The sequence below is a fragment of the Aliikangiella coralliicola genome (assembly GCF_007004725.1).
GTDB classification, from domain to species: Bacteria; Pseudomonadota; Gammaproteobacteria; order Enterobacterales; family Kangiellaceae; genus Aliikangiella; species Aliikangiella coralliicola.
The window spans coordinates 20,042-39,657 of the sequence record NZ_ML660160.1 but is presented as its reverse complement, the minus strand read 5'-3'; the positions used below and the strand labels follow the sequence as shown (position 1 = coordinate 39,657).

19 protein-coding genes are annotated in these 19,616 nt (G+C 39.9%); 10 read left to right on the top strand and 9 right to left on the bottom strand.

The genetic code is table 11. From position 1 onward, the window contains the following. Positions 1–96 precede the first annotated feature (96 nt). Entirely contained in the window at positions 97–555 is a 459-nt protein-coding gene (locus FLL46_RS00175; RefSeq protein WP_142891399.1) for a hypothetical protein, read from the top strand. 33 nt (positions 556–588) lie between these two features. Here the strand turns inward: FLL46_RS00175 and FLL46_RS00170 are convergent, their stop codons facing one another. Further along, positions 589–1,782, bottom strand: a complete 1,194-nt coding sequence (locus FLL46_RS00170; RefSeq protein WP_142891398.1) for a M12 family metallopeptidase — start codon at positions 1,780–1,782, stop codon at positions 589–591. Positions 1,783–2,181: 399 nt separating this feature from the next. Further along, on the bottom strand, positions 2,182–2,778 hold the full coding sequence (locus FLL46_RS00165; RefSeq protein WP_142891397.1) for a TetR/AcrR family transcriptional regulator: 597 nt from the start codon (positions 2,776–2,778) through the stop codon (positions 2,182–2,184). Between the two features lie 187 nt (positions 2,779–2,965). On the opposite strand from FLL46_RS00165, the gene coaD reads away from it, so the two are divergent. From coaD to FLL46_RS00150, 3 genes are read left to right on the top strand one after another with little or no spacing between them, the layout of a single operon-like run. Then, positions 2,966–4,159, top strand: a complete 1,194-nt coding sequence (gene coaD, locus FLL46_RS00160) for a pantetheine-phosphate adenylyltransferase (RefSeq protein ID WP_142891396.1) — start codon at positions 2,966–2,968, stop codon at positions 4,157–4,159. Continuing rightward, positions 4,156–4,818 (top strand): HD domain-containing protein, encoded by a 663-nt coding sequence (locus FLL46_RS00155; protein WP_142891395.1) that lies wholly within the window; start codon positions 4,156–4,158, stop codon positions 4,816–4,818. The genes coaD and FLL46_RS00155 overlap by 4 nt, the downstream gene beginning before the upstream one ends. A gap of 60 nt (positions 4,819–4,878) precedes the next feature. Continuing rightward, a complete protein-coding gene (locus FLL46_RS00150; protein WP_168203971.1) occupies positions 4,879–5,331 on the top strand; it encodes a hypothetical protein in 453 nt (150 codons plus the stop codon). Between the two features lie 39 nt (positions 5,332–5,370). Here the strand turns inward: FLL46_RS00150 and FLL46_RS00145 are convergent, their stop codons facing one another. The 4 genes from FLL46_RS00145 to FLL46_RS00130 form a co-directional block, all read right to left on the bottom strand. Continuing rightward, positions 5,371–5,748 carry an iron chaperone gene (locus FLL46_RS00145; RefSeq protein WP_142891393.1) on the bottom strand — a complete coding sequence of 126 codons (378 nt, stop codon included), beginning with the start codon at positions 5,746–5,748 and terminating at the stop codon, positions 5,371–5,373. A gap of 139 nt (positions 5,749–5,887) precedes the next feature. Beyond that, complete coding sequence (locus tag FLL46_RS00140; RefSeq protein ID WP_142891392.1) at positions 5,888–6,391, bottom strand: GNAT family N-acetyltransferase; 504 nt, start codon at positions 6,389–6,391, stop codon at positions 5,888–5,890. Between the two features lie 123 nt (positions 6,392–6,514). Continuing rightward, complete coding sequence (locus FLL46_RS27260; protein ID WP_210418552.1) at positions 6,515–6,895, bottom strand: hypothetical protein; 381 nt, start codon at positions 6,893–6,895, stop codon at positions 6,515–6,517. Positions 6,896–7,010: 115 nt separating this feature from the next. Further along, complete coding sequence (locus tag FLL46_RS00130) at positions 7,011–7,739, bottom strand: SH3 domain-containing protein (RefSeq protein WP_142891391.1); 729 nt, start codon at positions 7,737–7,739, stop codon at positions 7,011–7,013. Between the two features lie 213 nt (positions 7,740–7,952). Between FLL46_RS00130 and FLL46_RS00125 the strand changes: the two genes are divergently transcribed. From FLL46_RS00125 to FLL46_RS00110, 4 genes are all read left to right on the top strand, one after another. Beyond that, on the top strand, positions 7,953–8,918 hold the full coding sequence (locus FLL46_RS00125) for a redoxin domain-containing protein (protein ID WP_142891390.1): 966 nt from the start codon (positions 7,953–7,955) through the stop codon (positions 8,916–8,918). 245 nt (positions 8,919–9,163) lie between these two features. Next, the gene (locus tag FLL46_RS00120; protein WP_142891389.1) at positions 9,164–9,883 is read left to right on the top strand and encodes a TetR/AcrR family transcriptional regulator; all 720 of its coding nucleotides are present in this window, start codon (positions 9,164–9,166) and stop codon (positions 9,881–9,883) included. Positions 9,884–10,013: 130 nt separating this feature from the next. Further along, entirely contained in the window at positions 10,014–10,388 is a 375-nt protein-coding gene (locus FLL46_RS00115; RefSeq protein ID WP_142891388.1) for a DUF6463 family protein, read from the top strand. Positions 10,389–10,484: 96 nt separating this feature from the next. Further along, positions 10,485–11,819: an ABC1 kinase family protein gene (locus FLL46_RS00110; protein WP_168203970.1), complete on the top strand. Its 1,335-nt coding sequence runs from the start codon at positions 10,485–10,487 to the stop codon at positions 11,817–11,819. Between the two features lie 82 nt (positions 11,820–11,901). Here the strand turns inward: FLL46_RS00110 and FLL46_RS00105 are convergent, their stop codons facing one another. Further along, a complete protein-coding gene (locus FLL46_RS00105; protein ID WP_142891386.1) occupies positions 11,902–12,852 on the bottom strand; it encodes a diguanylate cyclase domain-containing protein in 951 nt (316 codons plus the stop codon). Positions 12,853–13,512: 660 nt separating this feature from the next. Here FLL46_RS00105 and FLL46_RS00100 point away from each other — a divergent pair. After that, complete coding sequence (locus tag FLL46_RS00100) at positions 13,513–15,546, top strand: TonB-dependent receptor plug domain-containing protein (protein WP_142891385.1); 2,034 nt, start codon at positions 13,513–13,515, stop codon at positions 15,544–15,546. A gap of 232 nt (positions 15,547–15,778) precedes the next feature. On the opposite strand, the gene FLL46_RS00095 is transcribed toward FLL46_RS00100, so the two are convergent. Together FLL46_RS00095 and rtcR are read right to left on the bottom strand one after the other, a co-directional pair. Then, positions 15,779–16,123, bottom strand: a complete 345-nt coding sequence (locus FLL46_RS00095; RefSeq protein WP_142891384.1) for a hypothetical protein — start codon at positions 16,121–16,123, stop codon at positions 15,779–15,781. A gap of 309 nt (positions 16,124–16,432) precedes the next feature. Continuing rightward, positions 16,433–18,130 (bottom strand): RNA repair transcriptional activator RtcR, encoded by a 1,698-nt coding sequence (gene rtcR, locus FLL46_RS00090; RefSeq protein WP_246119244.1) that lies wholly within the window; start codon positions 18,128–18,130, stop codon positions 16,433–16,435. A 234-nt stretch (positions 18,131–18,364) separates the two neighbouring features. On the opposite strand from rtcR, the gene FLL46_RS00085 reads away from it, so the two are divergent. Continuing rightward, positions 18,365–19,582, top strand: a complete 1,218-nt coding sequence (locus FLL46_RS00085; protein ID WP_168203969.1) for an RtcB family protein — start codon at positions 18,365–18,367, stop codon at positions 19,580–19,582. Positions 19,583–19,616 lie beyond the last annotated feature (34 nt).

Below are 19,616 nucleotides of genomic sequence, written 5' to 3'. Positions count from 1 at the left end.
CCTGTTATCTATATACCGCTAAGACATCTGATTAGGTCAAAAATATCGTAATTGCGGTTGCAAAAGCCTATAAACATTGTTTAATACGAGACAAGAATGAATAGTAATTTCTTTAACAATATTGTCAATGAAGAGCGTTTCGTTTTAGGAGAGTACACAGCTAAATCTGAACCGGGAACAAATGAGCATTTTATCGTTCTTGTTACTCAAAACAAGTGTATTTTCGAACTTTCTACCACTGGAAAAAAAGCAGCTGAGTTAGTCGCAATTGTTAAATCAAAGATAGAAAAAAATATTCAGTTTCAGTTACTTAATGTTAGCTATTTTGATAGCAGAGTCATTTATCCTGATTGTCTTCAAGGAAAGTCTCTTTATGAATTAAAAGCAAACCATGGCTGTTCACAAAACACACTTCATCGCGCCATCAATTTTTCCCTGGAAAACTTAAGGTGTGACGTTTCCAAACCCATTCTTGACTATCTTAAAAACGAGCAGAAAGCGGTTGAAGTAACTAGGCAATATTTATCAGAAAACAGTAACAGGCTAACAATCTAACCTGTTACCGATCTTTCAATTAATGATTATTTATTATCGATTAAGCGTAAAAGTATAACTACCACTACCGCTATATGAATAAACTTTAAAATAATAATAACCCGACGAAGCATTATAATTAATTGATTCGTTAGATGTGGGCGATTCTGATTTTGCAACCTCTACCCAAGAGCCATTCCAGCGATACAATTTGAGATCAAAGTCCGCGTTACTCGGACCACTCAATGTAGCCCGGAGCGTCCCTCCGCCATATTGAAACCAGTTTCCGTTTGGCTGTACGTCGGAGTCATTAGTACCGGATAAACTGCCGGTATAGGTTTCACCGCCTCCACCATTACCGCCATAAATCGCAGCCGCTGCTGCAATGTCACCACCTGAAAGTACCGAGCCGTTCCCCATATAATTGGTGTCAACACCACTTTGCTTCGGCCAGATAGTGATTGCGTTATTGATCCCGAAAGCAGTCGTTCGGTAATGCATAATCGAGTAATAATCGTATTGGCCATGAGTGCGCCCATCACTACTACTCATTTTTTGAAAATTATATTCCATGCCACTTTGAATGTTGTTCCAATAAATGGTGACATAGTTATCACGATCTGATCGGGTCTGCTCGTGGAAAAAACCAACTGCATGACCTATTTCGTGAACTGCTGCACCATTACCACAACCTTCAGCGAGCGTCACAACTTGACGCCCTCCCTGACGGCCTACCCAGGAACTACATCCGCCACCGCCTTGAATAACGATGTAATCCCGCTGATTACTCCGTGGCACTAAGTTGATATTTGTTTTCGAATTCCAGTGATTAATTGCGTACTGCATAGCACTTCTACCGCGGCTGCCAAGGCTGGAAGCAAAAACGTAAGGCACAACACCGTTAGTCCATTTATAACCCGATGATGGATAGCGAATTGCAGCCCTGGTACCAAATCGATCACTTTCCGTCGGAGCTTCCTTTCCAGTAACGACACGTAGTCCATATTGCCGTAGTTCATCGGTCTTACCTAAAATCATGTCGCCAGAATACGCCAGCCCATTAACATCAACAGCTTTGATAACTTCTCCTGTATCAGTCACGATATCGATCACTTCTCGACCAACGCTGGAATATCCCCAAATATCATCATTTTGGGAAAGTGTCTTTTTCGAAAGTGTATCGGCGAATGTTAACTGCACAGCGACTAAACAAAAACCACATAGAACATATTTGATTTTTTTTAACATGCGAAGCCTCCTTAGAGTTTTATTGATGCAATAGATTTTTCGTTGTTGTATTGCTATTGTCCTATTGCACTTGTCGTTATTATCTCTTTAAGAGTTGAAAACGAAGAGATTTCTTCTCGAAAAGAGATCTCTAGCGTGAAATAACAAATATTTCCCCACAATTAAAAATTGGATTTAATCCCGATAATTAACGATGTTTTTCGGTAACCGATTGATTAAAATCCGAAAGACATTTTAAATAAATAATTTAGCTGGGAGATATTGATGCAAAGCAATAAAATGAAGCTGATAAATAAATTATTTAATGATTTAAGGAGCAAAACAGTTTGGTAAAACTCGGCAACTTCGTTTTTTAATTTTTTGTTATCAAAACTGATTGCTTAAAGATTGATGTTCTTATCAAAGTAGTTGGCGCTCTCTGGTTAAAATTGACATGAGCTCTACGGCGGCCCAATTTTTGGGCATAACTTCTCCGGCGGAAATTGACAATGTGAACGCCCCCTCCATAAATGCCATTACAAAAGCCACTTTACTCTCAAGCTTTTTGCCGGTTATTTTTTTTTCAAAATAATCTAACAAGAATTCCTTCAATATTTTTTTCTGTGTTTTCATCGCTTCAAGATAAACTGTTTTTACTTCTGGCTGCCGAACTGCTTCAGCGCTGATCATAACCCACGCCTCCACAGCTTTTTCACTGGAACCGTCACCCTTGGCCAGCCTTGCATTAATAAAAGCTTTCAGTCGTTCTTCGGCAGACTCGCTTTTCTCTGACAAGAACTCAAAGCGACCTTGCATAATCATCGATAGCTGCGTGACCGACTCCAATAAAATATCCTGCTTGGTTTTAAAGTGATAATGGATCAGCCCTGGCGTTAAACCTGCCTGTTTAGCAATCGCCTGAATCGATGCTCCACCATAGCCCTTTTCTGCCATAACCTGCATTAACGCTTGTACTATCTCTGCTCTTCTTTCTGCTTTGTTTGATGGTCGTCCCATGATTCTCTATATCTCTATACCTTTATAACTATCTTAAATCATCTCTTCAATCATACCCGATGAACTCTTCACCACTATCATACACTTTAATTGGTCGGATGACCAAATTATTGACCAAACAGTCAAGTCGAGTTAATCTAACTTTAAATTGGTTGAGCAACCAATTTAATAAAAGGAGAGTTCTAATATGAACGTAAAACAGCATAAACTAGACATTTCCCTCACCCCATCAAAAGCCGTCTATGCATTTTCCGCAGATCCGATTACCAAGGGGCATATCAATGTTGTTGAGAGAATCAGTAATACATTTCAACAAATCGTCGTTGGAATTGGGCGTAACCCGCTGAAGACATATCTGTTTTCTCTGGAGGAAAGATTAAATCTTGCGAAGCAGGCACTGGCTCACCTTAACAATGTCACCGTCGTTTCATTCCAGGGAATGGTCGCCGATTTCGCTTGTGAACAAGGAGCGAGCATTATCGTCAAGGGCGTTCGCAACCCAACAGATTTTGACTATGAACAGACACACCACCTGGTTGGGCTCAGCCAACAGGTTGGAATTGACACCCACATACTATTTGCCGACCCGGCACTCGCTCACGTAAGTTCTAGCGCCGTCAAGGCCATTCAGGTCGAACATGGCACCTTAACCCAATATGTACCGCTAGTCGTAAAATCAGCTTTGGAGCGCAAAATATCCGGTCAGGTCATCATTGGAGTAACAGGTGAAATCGCCTCCGGCAAATCAACGCTCTGTGATCAGCTGCGAAAAGTCGCCGACAAAAAGAAGATACCACTTCATCATATTGATCTGGATAAATTGGGCCATAATTTGCTGCAAGAAGATACTAGCCCAATGCATGTTCAGCTCACTCAATCGCTTATCAGTCGATTCGGTCATCAAATTTGTGTCAACGGAAAAGTAGACCGCAAACTTCTCGCAAAAGTTGTATTTAACGATAGTAAAGCGCTGAAAGATCTCAACTCGCTTTTGCTTGAGCCCATCACTATTCTATTAAGAAAGTCGCTTTACCGAAAAAAAGGAATCATTTTACTCAACGGTGCTTTACTGGTTGAAGCGGGGTTACTGCCCGTTTGTAATAATCAAGTAATTCTCAATAATGTTAGTCGCGAGCAACAGACGCTGCGGATGCTATCAAGAGGCTATACTCGAGAGGAAAGCGAAAGTCGACGGATTTCACAGTGGTGTTTTACGGCCAAGAAAAAAGCAATTAACAACGCGATTGATGCAGACCATTTCGGTCGCTTATGGATTAGAAATACCTCAAACAAGCCTGATGTCGAAAGCGCTGAAAGGCTACTTGAACAAATTATTGATGAAACTGACTCCGCTTCTGTCATTGAGGAGTTAAGAGTATGATCAGGGAACAACTAAAGATCCGCTGGAAACAATTCATAGAGCCTTATAACTTATCATCTGGAATCGCCGAAAAGATTTTTGCTGAAATCATCACAGCTTATACCGAACCTCATCGCCATTATCACAACTTATCCCATATCGCTCATGTTTTCAGGGAGCTGGATAGTTTCGCCCATATTTCTTCCGAGACCAAAATTTCCGCGGAAACCACATGGGCAGTATGGTTTCACGATTTTATTTATCAGCCCGGAGACCAGAACAATGAAGAAAAGAGCGCTGAGTGGGCAAGGTACTTTATGAAAAAAGCGGGAGCAAACCAAACTGAAATCACGCGAGTTGAGTCGATGATACTATCGACTCAAAGCCATGATAGCCGGACAGTTGACAGCGAAACCCAGAGGTTTCTCGATGCAGATATGGCAATACTCGGCGCCGACCGTCAGCGATACTTTCAGTACGTTGATGCCGTTCGAAAAGAACACAGCAAGATTCCTAATTTTCTTTTTAATCGAGGAAGAAGGCGCTTTTTAGAAAATACGCTAGAACAACAACCAATATTCTCAAGCGATTTTTTTAACAAAAAATATGAAAATATTGCGCTCAGAAATATTCAATCTGAAATAGACTATTTAAACGCACCTAATCAAAAATTTCTCTAAATTCAGCTTCAGTTAATGTTGGTTCAACTAGAATATTCGCCAACTTTTTTTACAGGTGAAATGAGAATTGCAACAATGAAGAATATTTTCTTCGGGTTAATGTTTGGTTTGGCATTATCGGGATGTGCTAACAAGGGAGTCAACCTTGCCGATGCAGAGCAACTGGTTGAGGTAATTTATGCCAAAGTGCTTAAAACCAAGCCCATCACCTTCGACTCAAAAGCAGGTCAGGCTGCAGTTATGGGTGGTATAGAAGGCGCTATTGAAAACTCAGATGGAGACTCTGAAGACCTTATCAGCGGAGCCATCACCGGCGCAATCGTTTCCAGTGTTTTTGTTTCAATTGAAGAAGGCTCCAGTCGCGGACTGCTTGTGAGTATGCGAACAGCTGACAATACGGATTACAATTTAGCCACTAAAAACACTAAAATTAAAGTTGATGAATGTTTGCAAATCATCAGAGGTGCCGACGTTTCTTTGATCAAAGTTGAAGACAGCTTTTGTCAAAATTAGTTTAAGCTGAAAAGTTATTTCACTAACTCCAAGGGATTATTAACAACCTATGTCTTCGCCCTTTTTCCATAAACTAATTAATTTCTTTAAAAACTGCGCAATGTTGGTTGTATCAATCGGAGTTGATTTTTTAAAGCGGATACAACCCTTTCCAACATCAATCCCCTTAAGCAGCAGCCCTTCGGGATCAATTTTCCTGGCATCTCCAACATAAAGACTCACATAATTTTTCTGCGCATTAAGATGAAAAATAACCCCTCTTTCGTCCTGGTAACTGAGCATTTTATAATGAATACCTTCAACTAAGTCGGGTGCAGTCTTTTTAATCAAAGCTCTCAGCACTCCAAGCTTTTCACGCCGCCAATCATCTTCCAGGTTGTCTAAATACTCCGCCGGCGTTTTTACATCATATTGCATTTTTCAGTTTCCCTTATTCATACCAAAATAGTTCAACCCCAAATACACCAAACCCAAATACACCAAACCCAAATACATTAAATCCAAATACATCAAACCAGAAACCAAACGTACCCGTTAGCAAATTGCGGAGAATGCTTTATTGGCGAATCCAGGCCATAGGAATATCAGCCTCTAAATCACCATCAATAGTTTTAATCCGACCACTCAGTTTTCCCTCAATAGAAAATCCAAGTGATTGGTAAAAACTGATGGCTTTTTTATTTGATTCTCGCGCTATCAATTCAACTCGTAATATTGAGGGAAAATCATTAATCACTCTCAGCATAAATGTTTCAAATAATAATCGGCCTGCACCCTGGCCCTGGGCATCACTATCAATAACAACACTCAAATCAGATAGTATATGGGAAAAGCAAAATATACCTGGGCTGTAGGCATGTATTTCACCAATAATTTTTTCCGAATCATCAACGCAAACATAACTGACGCCATTTAATAGTGACTTTGATAAAAAGTCTCTCACATAAACTAGCGTCACTTCATTAGTTAATCGGGCAATTCCACCCGGCTGTTTCGCGACTTCCCGATAAAGCTGGTAAACCCCTTCGATATCATCCTTTGTAGTTTTTCTAATTTGCACTAATTAATTGACTCTTATAAATACCAAACTATTAAAATTAGCAATCACCATAAAGTGTCTTACTAAAAACGCCTCTTACTAAAAATTTTCTTCGTAACAGTTTCGGGACCACATTTTTTCAAACTAATCAAAAACATATGGGCAACCCGCATACTCATTAAATGCGTCATCCCAGCGTCTAACATCGTTAGCCCTGCGCCAGCGAGAATGAAAAAATTCCATTAAACATGGCCCCTGATCCAATTGAATAATCATCGTATCATGTTCTTTTACTTTTTCGTATGGCGGATAATCAACGCGTTTTCCCCAGGTTAAACCGCCCTGACTTGACGCGTATGATTCCCAGAATGCATCCAGGCTTAGCCACTTTTGTTGATTGTTATCCCAGGCGCGCAATTCACCACTGTCAGTTTTGTGAACTTGTCCGTTTTCTGCTGGATCAGCGAAACTATTAAAGCTCACCATCAAACAACTCAATACAACAACACCTAATAATTTCATCATTTTCTTTTCCTCAAAAATTGCTTCTGTTTAAATGACGAAACGAAATTGATTTTGTTACTAACGGACATGCGCGTCAAGTTTCCTGTACCTTAACCGCCGATGACATATAAGTCGTCTATTTTCTGGACAACAGTTTTTTATCCCATAAGTCGGGATATCGCACGTTGAAACTATCATCAATGTGAACAGGATCTTCGTTACGAAAGTCTCCGCCCCACCGCATCTCCTGATCATCTCTAACCAGATTAATAAATTGTTTTATTTCCTTTGGTAGTCGATTAAACTGAGACTTTTTCAGCTTTCTGGAATTAAAAAAGCCAGAAGCCGACTGAAGGTTCATATCAATGGCGTGCCCTATCAGGTGGTTTGATCGTGACGCAGGTTTAACGATATTGCCGCTCACAGTTTTGCCCGGCTCCCGTGCGGAAGAGGTTACATAAATTGAAACTTCACATGCAGTAGCGTATTGATTCAGCCGGTCAAGACACGGCCAAAAGTCAGTATCAGCGTAGAGTGTTTTTCCAATGAAACGAGTGTTTTGATAACGCTGAATATCGCATTTCTCTTCCGGTTGTTCGGGTTGGCTATCGCTACTAGAAACTTCTGCTTCAATGGGATCTTGATCGATAAAGTCGGCACTGACATAACCCACATCACCGCGCTTAGTTCTGACTTTTAACCAGGTTTGTTCCTCTAAAATATCAACTTCTGCTCCTTTTCTTAGAACCTTGATTACGCTTCCCGGTTTAACCGCCTTACGTAAGTTAAGACCACCGCTCGGTGTTACATAGGCCATATCCTTATCCTCTTTATTAACAATAACCGAAGTGTTATTAAGTTCCAAAGACTAATCTCTATGCGAGTAAAGATCAATTTTTAGTCACTCTTTAACCCTGTTCAAACAAGATAATATATAATTCGTTCATTAAATTAATAAAAAATCTTTACCTATCATAAACACGCTATACAATGGCTGTCGCAAGACTTCGCTCATCGATAAACTAAAGCCTCAGCCTGCTTGTTATCAGGCAGCTGTTCATGCAAGAAAGGACTTAGGATGAAAATCTCAAATAAAGATAACCGCAAATCAAGTCGCTTTGTTAAAAAGCTCATCACCTTGAAAGCATTGTTACTTTTAACTTTCTATTTACCAGTACACGGAAGTAATCTACCGGAACAACTTTTGAAAATGCCAATAAAACTCACCAGTGGTGAAACTGTTTCTTTGGCACAATATCAAGGAAAAAAACCAGTCTACCTAAAGTTTTGGGCGACCTGGTGCCAACCTTGCCGACAGGAAATGCCGCATTTTGAACACATTCAACAAAAATATGGTGACAATGTCGAAGTCATCGGCATCAATCTTGGCATCAACGATGACATTAATGCTATCCGCTCAACCCAAAAAGAGTTTTCACTGACAATGCCAATGGCGTTAGATACAAATGGTGATTTAGCGCAGGCTTTTCGACTGCTCGGAACGCCTTATCATTTGCTATTTGATAAACAAATTAATCTCCTTTACGTTAGTAATGCGGCCGATGAAGTGCTCGATAACAAACTCGCGTTAGTTTCAAAGCAAAAACCGATTAATTTGCTAGAAGCAGGAACAATTTCAGAAACCGCAAGAGATATTTCGATTGATCTTAATGATGGAAAAGTACATGCACTTTTCTTTACCGCGACATGGTGTGATTGGTATTTAAAAGACTCTCGTCCAAATATTTCCCAAAACTGTGTTGTTGCCCAGACGATGATTAACCAGTTAGCAAAACAGGTGCCTGAAATCAGTTGGCATGGAATCTTGTCCCGGCTTTGGACTGGAAGCAAAGATAAATTAGCCTATCAAAAAAAGTACGAGGTGCAATACCCTCTCTCGGTAGACCACAGTAACCGCCTGTTTCACCAATTTACCGTTAAAGATTTGCCAACATTGATAGTGGTCAAAAACGGAAAAGTCCTGTTGAAAACGTCTAACTTCAGTCGCGAAAATAATATCGGAAAGCAACTCCAGACACTGTAAAGCGCGACAAATAACAGCCTTTTCGCCTACCTCCTTCGTTACAAATCTCTCGGGCTAAATCTTTTAGCCCGTAACTATTTGATTACCAAGTACTTTTTAACTAGCCCAAAACTTTTTTTTCGGCAACTCCTTGCTCTCGAAAAGTGCCTGAAGAAAAATACGGTTAATTACTGCTTGGCAACCCAATAAATACGATCTATCATATAAACAAACAAAACCACATTTTATTGTATAGAGAGTTCACTATGGCTAAAATATCCAGGCAAAAACAGGATGAAGTTCGCCGTTCAATCATCTTGACTGCTGTTGAACTTTTTGGCGAAAAAGGTTTTGAATCAACGACCATGAAACAAATCGCCAGAAAGGTGGGTATTGGCGACGCAACCATTTATAAGTATTTCTCCAGCAAAGATAAATTGATATTCGGCTATTTCGGACTTAAGGCTGAAGATACAATTCAGGAATTTCTTAAAGAAGAAGATCTCGACGACTACGACTTGCAAGAAAAACTTCAGCTGCTTATCGACATTTATCTCGGTAACCTGCTACCCGATAGAGAGTTCGTCAATGATAGTCTGAAGATGATTATGCAATCACCGAGCATTCTATTTAAAGACGTTACTCCCATTCGCGAAGAGTTCTCAGGCGTAATTCATGACCTGTTAATCGAAGCCGAGAACTCTGGAGAAATAGCCAAGTCAGCCTTTACCGGTGTGACTGCAAAACTAGCCAACGAGTTTATGCTTGCAGTACTGCTTTACTGGATAAAAGACGACTCTGATGAATTCGCCAATACAACACAGCTAGTCGATATGTCATTGTCTCTTGGTGTGGAAATTCTAAAAAGCGGCATCATTGGTAAAGTAACCGATCTGGCCAGTTTTTTTATCAAAGCACATTTATTCCGTTTTATGGGAAGTGGTTTTCTCAATAAATTAGTCACATCAAAATCATTTTCTAGATAAGAATTTATTTAAATATCGACTAGATAAAAAATTTGCTCACTGTTTTAAAAAATCAGTATTAAAAAAGCCACTCATTCAAAACCAGGACATTTGGTTTGAGTGACGCAAAACCTCTGTAGGAGAAGACAATATGAAACACTGGAAAAGCACCTGGATTATTGGAGTAGCCATACTCCACACAATATATGCAATTGTTGTATTTGGTGAAGAATACATCTTGCTTTTTGAAAACGGGCTATTTAACAGTGTAAGTTCTCCTCGCTCAGCATTGGCAGTCTGGTTCTTTCTATTCGGCCAATTGCTGTTTGTTGTCGCATTACTTGTTCAAGCTATTGAACGATCAGATAGTAAGGAGAAAACGAAATTAACTGGCATCAATCTGCTACTCATGACAATAATCGGCGTCACCATCATGCCAGCATCTGGTTTCTGGTTAATGTTGCCACCCGCTATTGCTATGCTCTTAAGTAAAAGTGAATCACCGGAAAACAGCACAGCAACCTAGATACAAATGTGCAGTCATGACTGAGTTCAGTCCCCCTGAGAAACCAGTTATCAAATAGAGATTAACTGACACAAATAGATTAAAATGGATCATCTTATGCCAGAATCTTATTCTTTACCCACTTCAAAACTGAAACGCAGTGCGATTACCAGCATAACGGCGGCGAAGGTTGGATTAAAACACGTTGGCCACAAAACTCGTTCTTACTGGCTCAGTGAAAACGAGAGAGAACTCTCTCAAGCTGAGCACGAGGAGAAGCTTGGCAAACTCATTTTTTCAGCGTTAAGTCAACTTCGGGGAACAGCTTTAAAGGTCTCTCAACTCTTAAGCATGGAAGCCGATATTTTGCCGGCCTCAATAAGAGAACAACTTAAAAACGCGTGTTACCAGGTGCCGCCGATTAATCGCGCTTTAGTGAGAAAGCAGGTTGTCCAAGAATTAGGAAGCCCTCCGGCAGAGTTGTTTAAAGGTTTTAATCCACAAGCGTTTGCTGCAGCGAGTATAGGACAGGTACACCGTGCGGTGACCACCAATAATCAACTGGTTGCTGTAAAAATACAATACCCTGGGATCGGAGCAACCATTGAGAGCGACTTAAAACTGGTTGAGCATCTGTTCAAAACGCTTTCAAAAGTCAGCAATTTAATGCCGCAAAAACAGGTACGAAACCTCATTCTGAAAGAGATGCAAGACCGCCTGAAAGATGAAATTGACTATGAAATAGAAGCCGATAACTTAAGCTGGTTTAAACAAAATACGAATCTCGCCAATATTGTCATTCCCGACGTGTTACACGAATACTCTGCCAAACGCGTAATAACTTTTGAAATGCTCGACGGACTTCATCTGGATGATTGGCTTGCAACTAATCCCGACCAACAACAAAGAAACCATTTTGGGCAATTGCTATTCGATTTCTTTTGGTACTCAGTTTTCCAACTAAAAAGAATTAACGCAGATCCTCATCCAGGTAATTTTCTATTCCAATCAAATGGTAATCTAGGAGTTATCGATTTTGGCTGTGTGCGCTCACTCGATGAAGAATTTATCGAGAGCTTTTCTGCGATGATTCCTGCCGTCGTCGATACCTTTTATCACGACCAAAAAAGCGATGCACTTTTTGAAATATATAGAAAGCTAAAATTTATCGGTGACAATGTTACATTAGAACAGTTCGAGCAGGAGATACGCCCATTACTGGTGCCCTTTGCGCTATGGTTTGGAGAAGCTTACCAACAAGAAACCTTTGACTTTAAAAATAAAAGTCCCTGCCCAGGTAGGCCAAATAGTGAAAATAATGTCGCAATAAAATATTTGAATGGAATGTATAGTGAACAACTTTGCTTCGATCGAGCCCACCTGGGGTTGATGAACCTCTTAACTCAACTTGGGGCGGAAATTAAAACCGACTGGCAAAAGTTTAGAAATTAAAATCGTCTCTTCCTTCGGTTTTAATTTTTTTAGAAAAAACTAAATCCTCCCAACCCTTCTTTGCGAAGGGAGGGAGTACTACTCAAGACTTTTCGATGCTGATATTTTCAATATTCTCAGCTTTCAGAATTTCAACTTTATTGCCGCCTTTTCGCTTGACCCATTGGAGTGACTCATAAGCGAGTTCTACGATAAGTTCAAGCGAACTACTTCTAACCCTGTAACTGGTGCTGCCACCAATAGATACACTCACAACGCCAAAAGCTTTTGAGGGTTTATGCTCAATAGTCAACGATTCAACCGTTTGTCGAATTCGCTCAGCGACATGCTCCGAGCCTTCATCACCGGTATCAGGCAACATAACAATAAAATGGTCATCCTGAAAACGCCCCACTAAATCACCAGGGCGTTGTACCGATGAATGAATGGCGTTAGCAACCTGTTTTAAACACAGTTCGCCGGCTTGCTCGCCGTAATATTCAACATAAGATTGATAATAATCAACATCGACAATTAAAAAACTGGCCGGTAACTGTTGGCGAGATAAAATCGACCAATGTAAAGTGGACAACTCTTGAAAATAACTTTGACTGTAAACATGGGTAAGCGGATCATATTGATTGGGTCGTTTAGCATCTTCTTTCAAAGCTTTCAGTTGTCGCTGCATTAAAATAAACCTTTCCATCACTTGAATTTTCATGTGAAGAATATCTTTCTGTACAGGTTTAACCAGATAATCATCAGCACCAGCCTTAAAGCCCAATACAAAATCTTCGGTTTGCTCTCGGCCAGTAATAAAAATAATAGGGATCCAGTATTCCCCCAAAGATTCACGAATAATCGGAACCGTTTCGTAACCATTAAGCCCAGGCATATCAACATCACAAATGACAAGATCGGCACCTTGCTCTTCAACTAACTGGATAGCAATTTCGCCAGACTCAGCCGCAATAACGCTATGCCCCGCCTCTTCAATAAACCGAGTCAATTGAAATCTCAGTGTTGGACTATCTTCAACTAATAACACATTCATCTTAATAACAATCCTATGTTGTTCTCTATCAACCAAACAGGAACAAATACTCGAAATTCTCAGCCTCTCCGAAAAGAGTTTGGTTAACAGCTGGTCTAGCTTTTCCTTATTTGTTTATTTTGTTTTTATCTTCAGATATAAGGGCCAAAAATCTAAATATTACGTACTTGGAAAACTTATATGGCCCAATTTACCACATCGCTAACTTAATCGTAGAACAGGTATATTTTTGGCACAAAAATCTCCATTAGAGATATTAATGCAAATGCAATACTGTGAACAAATAACCAAAAGTTGTTTATAAATCCTTGGCAACCAGTTTAATGACGATTGAAACCTTTACCATAACCTCTAGCCAAGTTCTCTAGTATATCGATTAAAAGGAAATCATTAAAACAAACCATCCTTAATAACATACCCCCTGTCGGCTAAACATACACTAGCCGAGTTACCGAGTGCATCCTTTATATAATATTTTTTACTTGTAAAAAATATTATATAAAGGTAATAATTAAGCGTAAGTGCTTTTTCGCATAATAAACGAATACTTAATAAGATCGCCCAATCAACATTAGGTAGCCAAACTCACTTTTTTCAGGCAAAGCTCAAAAAACTATACTACAATCAGATAGTTACTGTCACCTCTAAACCTAATAAACGATGCGGATAAAACTTATAAAAAGCATATTCACCACAATATCCGTCACGCTACTCGTTTTAATTAACTTCACCTGCTTAGCAGCTGAAGAAAAAGCGACTTTGGTAAAACTCAGTCTTAAGGAACTCCTCACCTTAAAAATTGCATCTCGTCAAAATGAAACTATTTATTCAGCTCCTTCTAGCGTTACATTGATTACCGACGAACAACTCACTCGCATGGGTCTGACTAACTTGCAGGCTATTTTAAATTTCGTTCCTGGGTATCAGAGTAGCCGTGATATTGAGCAGGGAACGGCGAACAGGATTACCGCAAGAGGTCGAAGTACAGCCCTCTCAGAATCGGTTTTGGTGTTACTAGACGGTCAAAAACTCAACGACCTATACTCCGGTGGCGTTTCGATACTAAACAGATTGCTTACGTTGGGCCACGTCGAAAAAATAGAAATCATCAGAGGTCCGGGATCAGCACTATATGGCAGCAGCGCTTTTCTTGGCGCCATTAACATTGTAACCACAACTCAGAAAAATCAGCTTAAATTTCGGCAGGGTTCCTTTGGTGAACAAAGTGCCAGCCTACTTTTTAGCCATTCTTTTGCCTCTACTGTCGATGATCGACAGAATTCGAGCACAAACACATTAGATTTATTTATCGAGTCATTTGACCAATCCGGCGAAAAATATCAACTAGCTGACTTTCTTGGTACCGAGACAACTACCACAGATCCAATAGATGGCCATGACCTTTATCTAAAGTATCGTCTCAACCAATGGTCAATTAATGCTCGTCACATGCAGCGAAATCTAAGTCAATTTATGACTTTCGGCGCGTTGGGTAATGACTCAAATCAGGAAGAAACCGCACAAAGTTCGATCTCTTTAGAATACAGTCAAATAATATCTGATGAATTTAAACATACAGTCAAAGTGTCACACTCCAACGACAAATGGAATACAAGGGCACTCTTACTTCTCGATAATACTGAATTAGCACCAGGCGTATTTCTCGAAGAAAATTTTGTCGGTGGCCCCTATCTAAAATCACAAAATACTAAAATTAACTGGGATAGCAGTTATCAATTTGCACAAAATAATTTGTTATCCATTGGGCTATCTTCAGAAACCGCTAAAATATCAGATGTTGCCAATGTAACCACTCATAATCCAATAACACTCGATTATTTTGGTGGTTTTGTTGCCAGTCGAGACCAACTTAATTTTAACGACCGTAACAAAAGAGATATTTTTAGTTTTTATATTCAAGAGCGATATCAGTTTAACCCCAATTGGCAATTAACCGCCGGAGTTCGATACGACGATTACAGCGACTTTGGGCAATCAACAAATCCTCGCGTCGCAATTGTTTGGAGCCCAACAGATCAAAACAGCCTTAAGTTTTTATACGGCACCGCTTTTCGCGCACCAAACTTTCTCGAACTATACGATAAGAATAACCCAGTTGATTTTGGCAATGTCAACCTGAAGGCAGAGAAAGTGAATACGACTGAGGTTGGCTGGGTTGTCAGTAACAACCAATGGAACTTAGAAGTCACCGCATTTCACAATCATTTTGAAAACCTGATAGTTTTAGGTGCTCCGATAGTAGCTCCAGATAACCCTCTGCTCGCGCCAAGTTTTTCAAACTCGTCAAGCACTCACACAACGGGTATTGAAACAGAGTATCAAATGCAACTGATGGATGAGTTTCAACTGAAACTCATTTGGAATTGGTTTTCTGACGACTCCAACATTAATATTTCAAAAAATACCGGCGCATTCATATTGAATTACAAATGGCCTGATATCAACTTTAACCTAAATAGTTTTTATCGAGGAAAAAATAATAGTATAGAAGGACAAGATAGCTACTTCGTTACCAACGCTAACTTACGTTATTCTTTGACTCCCAAAACGACAATTACCTTTTCATCAAACAACCTGTTTAATGAACAATATCGTACGCTTTCCTCGGTTTATTCCGAAGGGGTTGCCAATAGGGGGCGCTCTATTCAGCTAGGGGTTGAAATTTCTTTTTGACAGTCTCGTCGCTGTCCTGTATTTAACTTTAGTCTAGAAATGATACGAGAAAGTTGGAATATACCGTATCATCTAAAAGTTTAAAGCTCCCTGCCAATAGGAAGTTTTGATTCGAAAAAACCAGTTCAAAGCGTAGATTACATCTGAACCAACCAAATCATCACCAATACTCAAATGGCAAGGATATTTCTGACGGTTTTATAAATAATATTTAGGTGACTGCCAGCAACACTTAATCTACAATCTGAACGAAATATGGAGTTGTAGTTGTCACCCAACTGCCAAGAGATGCACAATCTTGCGGACCACCTGGTATCTGTGAATAAGATTGTGACATCTGCTTTCCAGAAGCTTTCGCAGTAAGGAACATCGAATACCAAGCTTTACATATTTCCGGATGAACCCCATTCATTTCTTCATGAAGTTTACACAAATAATGTACCCCATAGCCTGCGTTTACTTGTAAAATACCTGAGGTCGGGCCTATAGCCAATACACTCACTTTACCCTTACATGAAAAGTTAGCAGCATCCGTTATCATCGGAAACATTAATATTAACAACAATAATTTTTTCATTTATCTTTCCTTAGTTTATTCATCAGGGTTCTTAAAACCACATATCAAACTTTAAGTTCAGGTTGTTAGGGCAAAATAATACTTATTCTAATAACCTAAATTTTGGCACGAAATACTATCCATATGCTATAGATAAGTCAATCAACTCCTAAACCAAAATTAACAAATCAAAATCCACGTTACTGATTTCTAATCATAAAAAATACTAATACGTCTGTTTCGTCATACCCTACTATTCTTAAATTCAAGGTTGTTAACTACTGAAAAAAGTTATACTGGGCCACTTTTCAAAGGCCTGATATTTACAATCTACTCCTTAAGATCCTCAAATACTAACTCAAATTTCGCCAACACCTGTTTTAACCGATGAGAATCATTGGTGGATTTTTTATTGAGCCTCGACACGCCAAAAAGCTTTCTTCCTGCATCAGCCATTGATTTAGATTCTTTACAAATTTCATTGACTCCAGCAAGTAAATACTTATCGAACAAATCAATCGATTCCGACCGTTCTTCGCCAAGCAAATTGCGCACGATAACCACAGGGTCAAACTTATTAGTTTGGCCTTCGCTCCAGTTTAATTTTAATCGCACAATTTCTTCCTCCACCAGCTTTTCAGAAATTCTCCCACCACTCGATAGGGTCGCCATGCGAATCACACTTGAATTTAAATCTCTGAAATTAGCTCGCCAGGAAGCTTCAGCAGAAACTGCAAACTTTAGATACTTTTCCCTCGCGGCCTTATTAAAACTTACCATATGTCCTGCTTTTCGCGCGAACTTTTCAAGTTCATAGTCAAGATTCGGCTCAAGATCTTCGATGCGATCTTTTAAAGAAGGTAGTTGGTAATTCCACAAGTTTATTCTCGCAAGTAAATCTTCTCTAAACTTTCCTTCAGCGACCATTTTGTTTAAATTCAAATTAGTACCTGCGACCAATTGAAAATCACTCGCGATTTCTTTATCTGACCCAAGTGGTAAATAGCACTTTTCTTCAATCGCTCTTAATAGCATCGCTTGCTCATCAATACCCAGCTCGCCAATTTCATCCAGAAACAATAATCCTTCGTTAGCTTCCAACAAAAGACCATTGCGTCCGTCTACCGCGCCGGTAAACGCTCCCTTCTTATGGCCAAATAGTGTTGACATCGCCTTGTCACCTTGCAAGGTTGCGCAGTTAACGATCACCAGCCCACCGGATATTTGTCCGCGGTGTTTCTTGAGTTGATAAATACGCTTTACTAATTGAGTTTTACCAGCTCCCGTAGGCCCGGTAATTAACATAGGTTCCTCTGATAAAATCGAAACCTGCTCTAACTGGGCGATCATCTGGTTAAATTTGGTGTTCCTCGTCTCGATACCATCCTTTAGATAATCAATTCCTTTAACTCGTTCTCGATTAAATCGAGACGCAATTTGGTCATACTTTGATAAATCAAGATCGATTGTTTGGTAACTTCCAACAGTTGGATTGTCTTTTCCTCCAGGAGAGGTTTGTAATAACTTTCCTGGCAGATAGTGAGTTTCCGTGAGCAAATATAAGCAGATCTGCGCTACGTGCGTACCGGTAGTTATGTGAATTAAGTACTCTTCTTCATCAGGGTAAAACTGATACTGCTGGCTAAAATCGAACAATTGACCATAAACTGACTCAAAATCCCAGGGATCTCTGAAGTCAACTTCATAAAAATGCACTTCTGTTTCCGGCGACACCAACGCAATGTCTTCTTTGACTTGCTCAGCTAGCCGCCTGAAATTTGACTCATGTAAAAGTACCAGGGTGTCTATTATCAAATCATCTTGCTGACACAATGCAATTGTTGGACGCCATTTATCCCAGCGTTTCGCGCTCCGCCCTCGTCTATCAAGATTGGTTCCTAATATACTAATTGCACATGTTTTGTTTTTTTTCACTTTTGCAATTCCTTCATCAATCATTTCGCCAGTCCAATACCACAAGTACGCGTTCCGGTAAGAATGTAATCCATAGAAATATTTAGTTTGCACAGTTTATCTTTTATTCGAGCGATGACAAGATATCTTTTAAGATATTTATTTATTATTTTTGATAGATAAACAATAAGTCTAGATCTATCGATAATTAGAGCGAAAAAGTAACAATCTTTTATTTCCTTTTAAAAACAATAAATTACAAGTTATTTTATAAAATATTCAAAAACTGGCACACGATTAGCATTAGATTAAAATAATAATATTGGAATTAGCATGGAAAACAACACGATGAAATACGAAGTAATGCAATCTTCAGGCGCTCCTATCAAATCATGGACCAAAGGTGTTCCATTTGAAGAAGAAGCCAGGCAGCAGTTAAAAAATATTGCAGGCCTCCCTTTCATCCATAAGTGGGTTGCGGCCATGCCGGATGTTCACTTAGGAAAAGGCGCAACAATTGGAAGCGTTGTACCAACGGTTGGCGCGGTCATTCCCGCCGCAGTTGGAGTTGATATCGGTTGCGGAATGATGGCGGTAAAAACCAGTTTGAGTGCCTCTCAATTGCCAGACAACCTTGCGCCGATGCGCTCATCTATCGAAGCCGCGGTTCCTCACGGACGGTCGGCGAGAGCCCGAGGTCGGAGAGATAAAGGAGCCTGGGGAAATATTCCCGCAGATGTCGCAGATGCCTGGTTAGGATTATCACAAGTGTTTGATGTTTTATGTGATAAACACGCCGTACTTAAAAATACCAACAATATTGGTCATCTCGGAACACTAGGAACAGGAAATCACTTTATCGAAGTGTGTTTAGATGAACATGGGCAAGTCTGGTTTATGTTGCATAGCGGATCACGAGGTGTCGGTAACCGTATTGGAACTTACTTTATCGAAAAAGCGAAAAAAGATATGCAGCGTTGGCATATCAACTTACCCGATAGAGACCTGGCTTATCTAGCAGAAGGAAGTGATAACTTTAACGACTACGTGGAAGCAGTCGAATGGGCACAAGGATTTGCCCGACTTAATCGGGAAGTGATGATGAATCGCGTTATCGGAGCGGTGAAATCGGTAATGAATAAAGATTTTGACGCTAGTGTTGAAGCGGTTAACTGTCACCACAACTACATTTCGCGAGAGCATCACTTTGGAAAAAATGTGCTGGTTACTCGGAAAGGAGCAGTGCGCGCCAGGGAGGGTGAAATGGGGATCATTCCCGGAAGTATGGGAGCGAGATCATTTATTGTTAGAGGTTTAGGAAACCCGGATAGTTTTTGTAGCTGTAGTCATGGCGCTGGACGAGTGATGTCTCGTACCAAAGCCAAAAAGCTGGTTTCTATGGAAGAACATCTACGCGCAACAGAAGGGGTTGAATGTAGAAAAGACAGGGACGTTATTGATGAAACACCATCAGCTTACAAGGACATTGATAAAGTCATGGAAGCACAAAGTGACCTGGTAGAAGTGGTTTATACATTAAAACAAGTGCTTTGTGTTAAAGGCTAATATTATCAATATAAATGCTTCTAACAAATCCTTT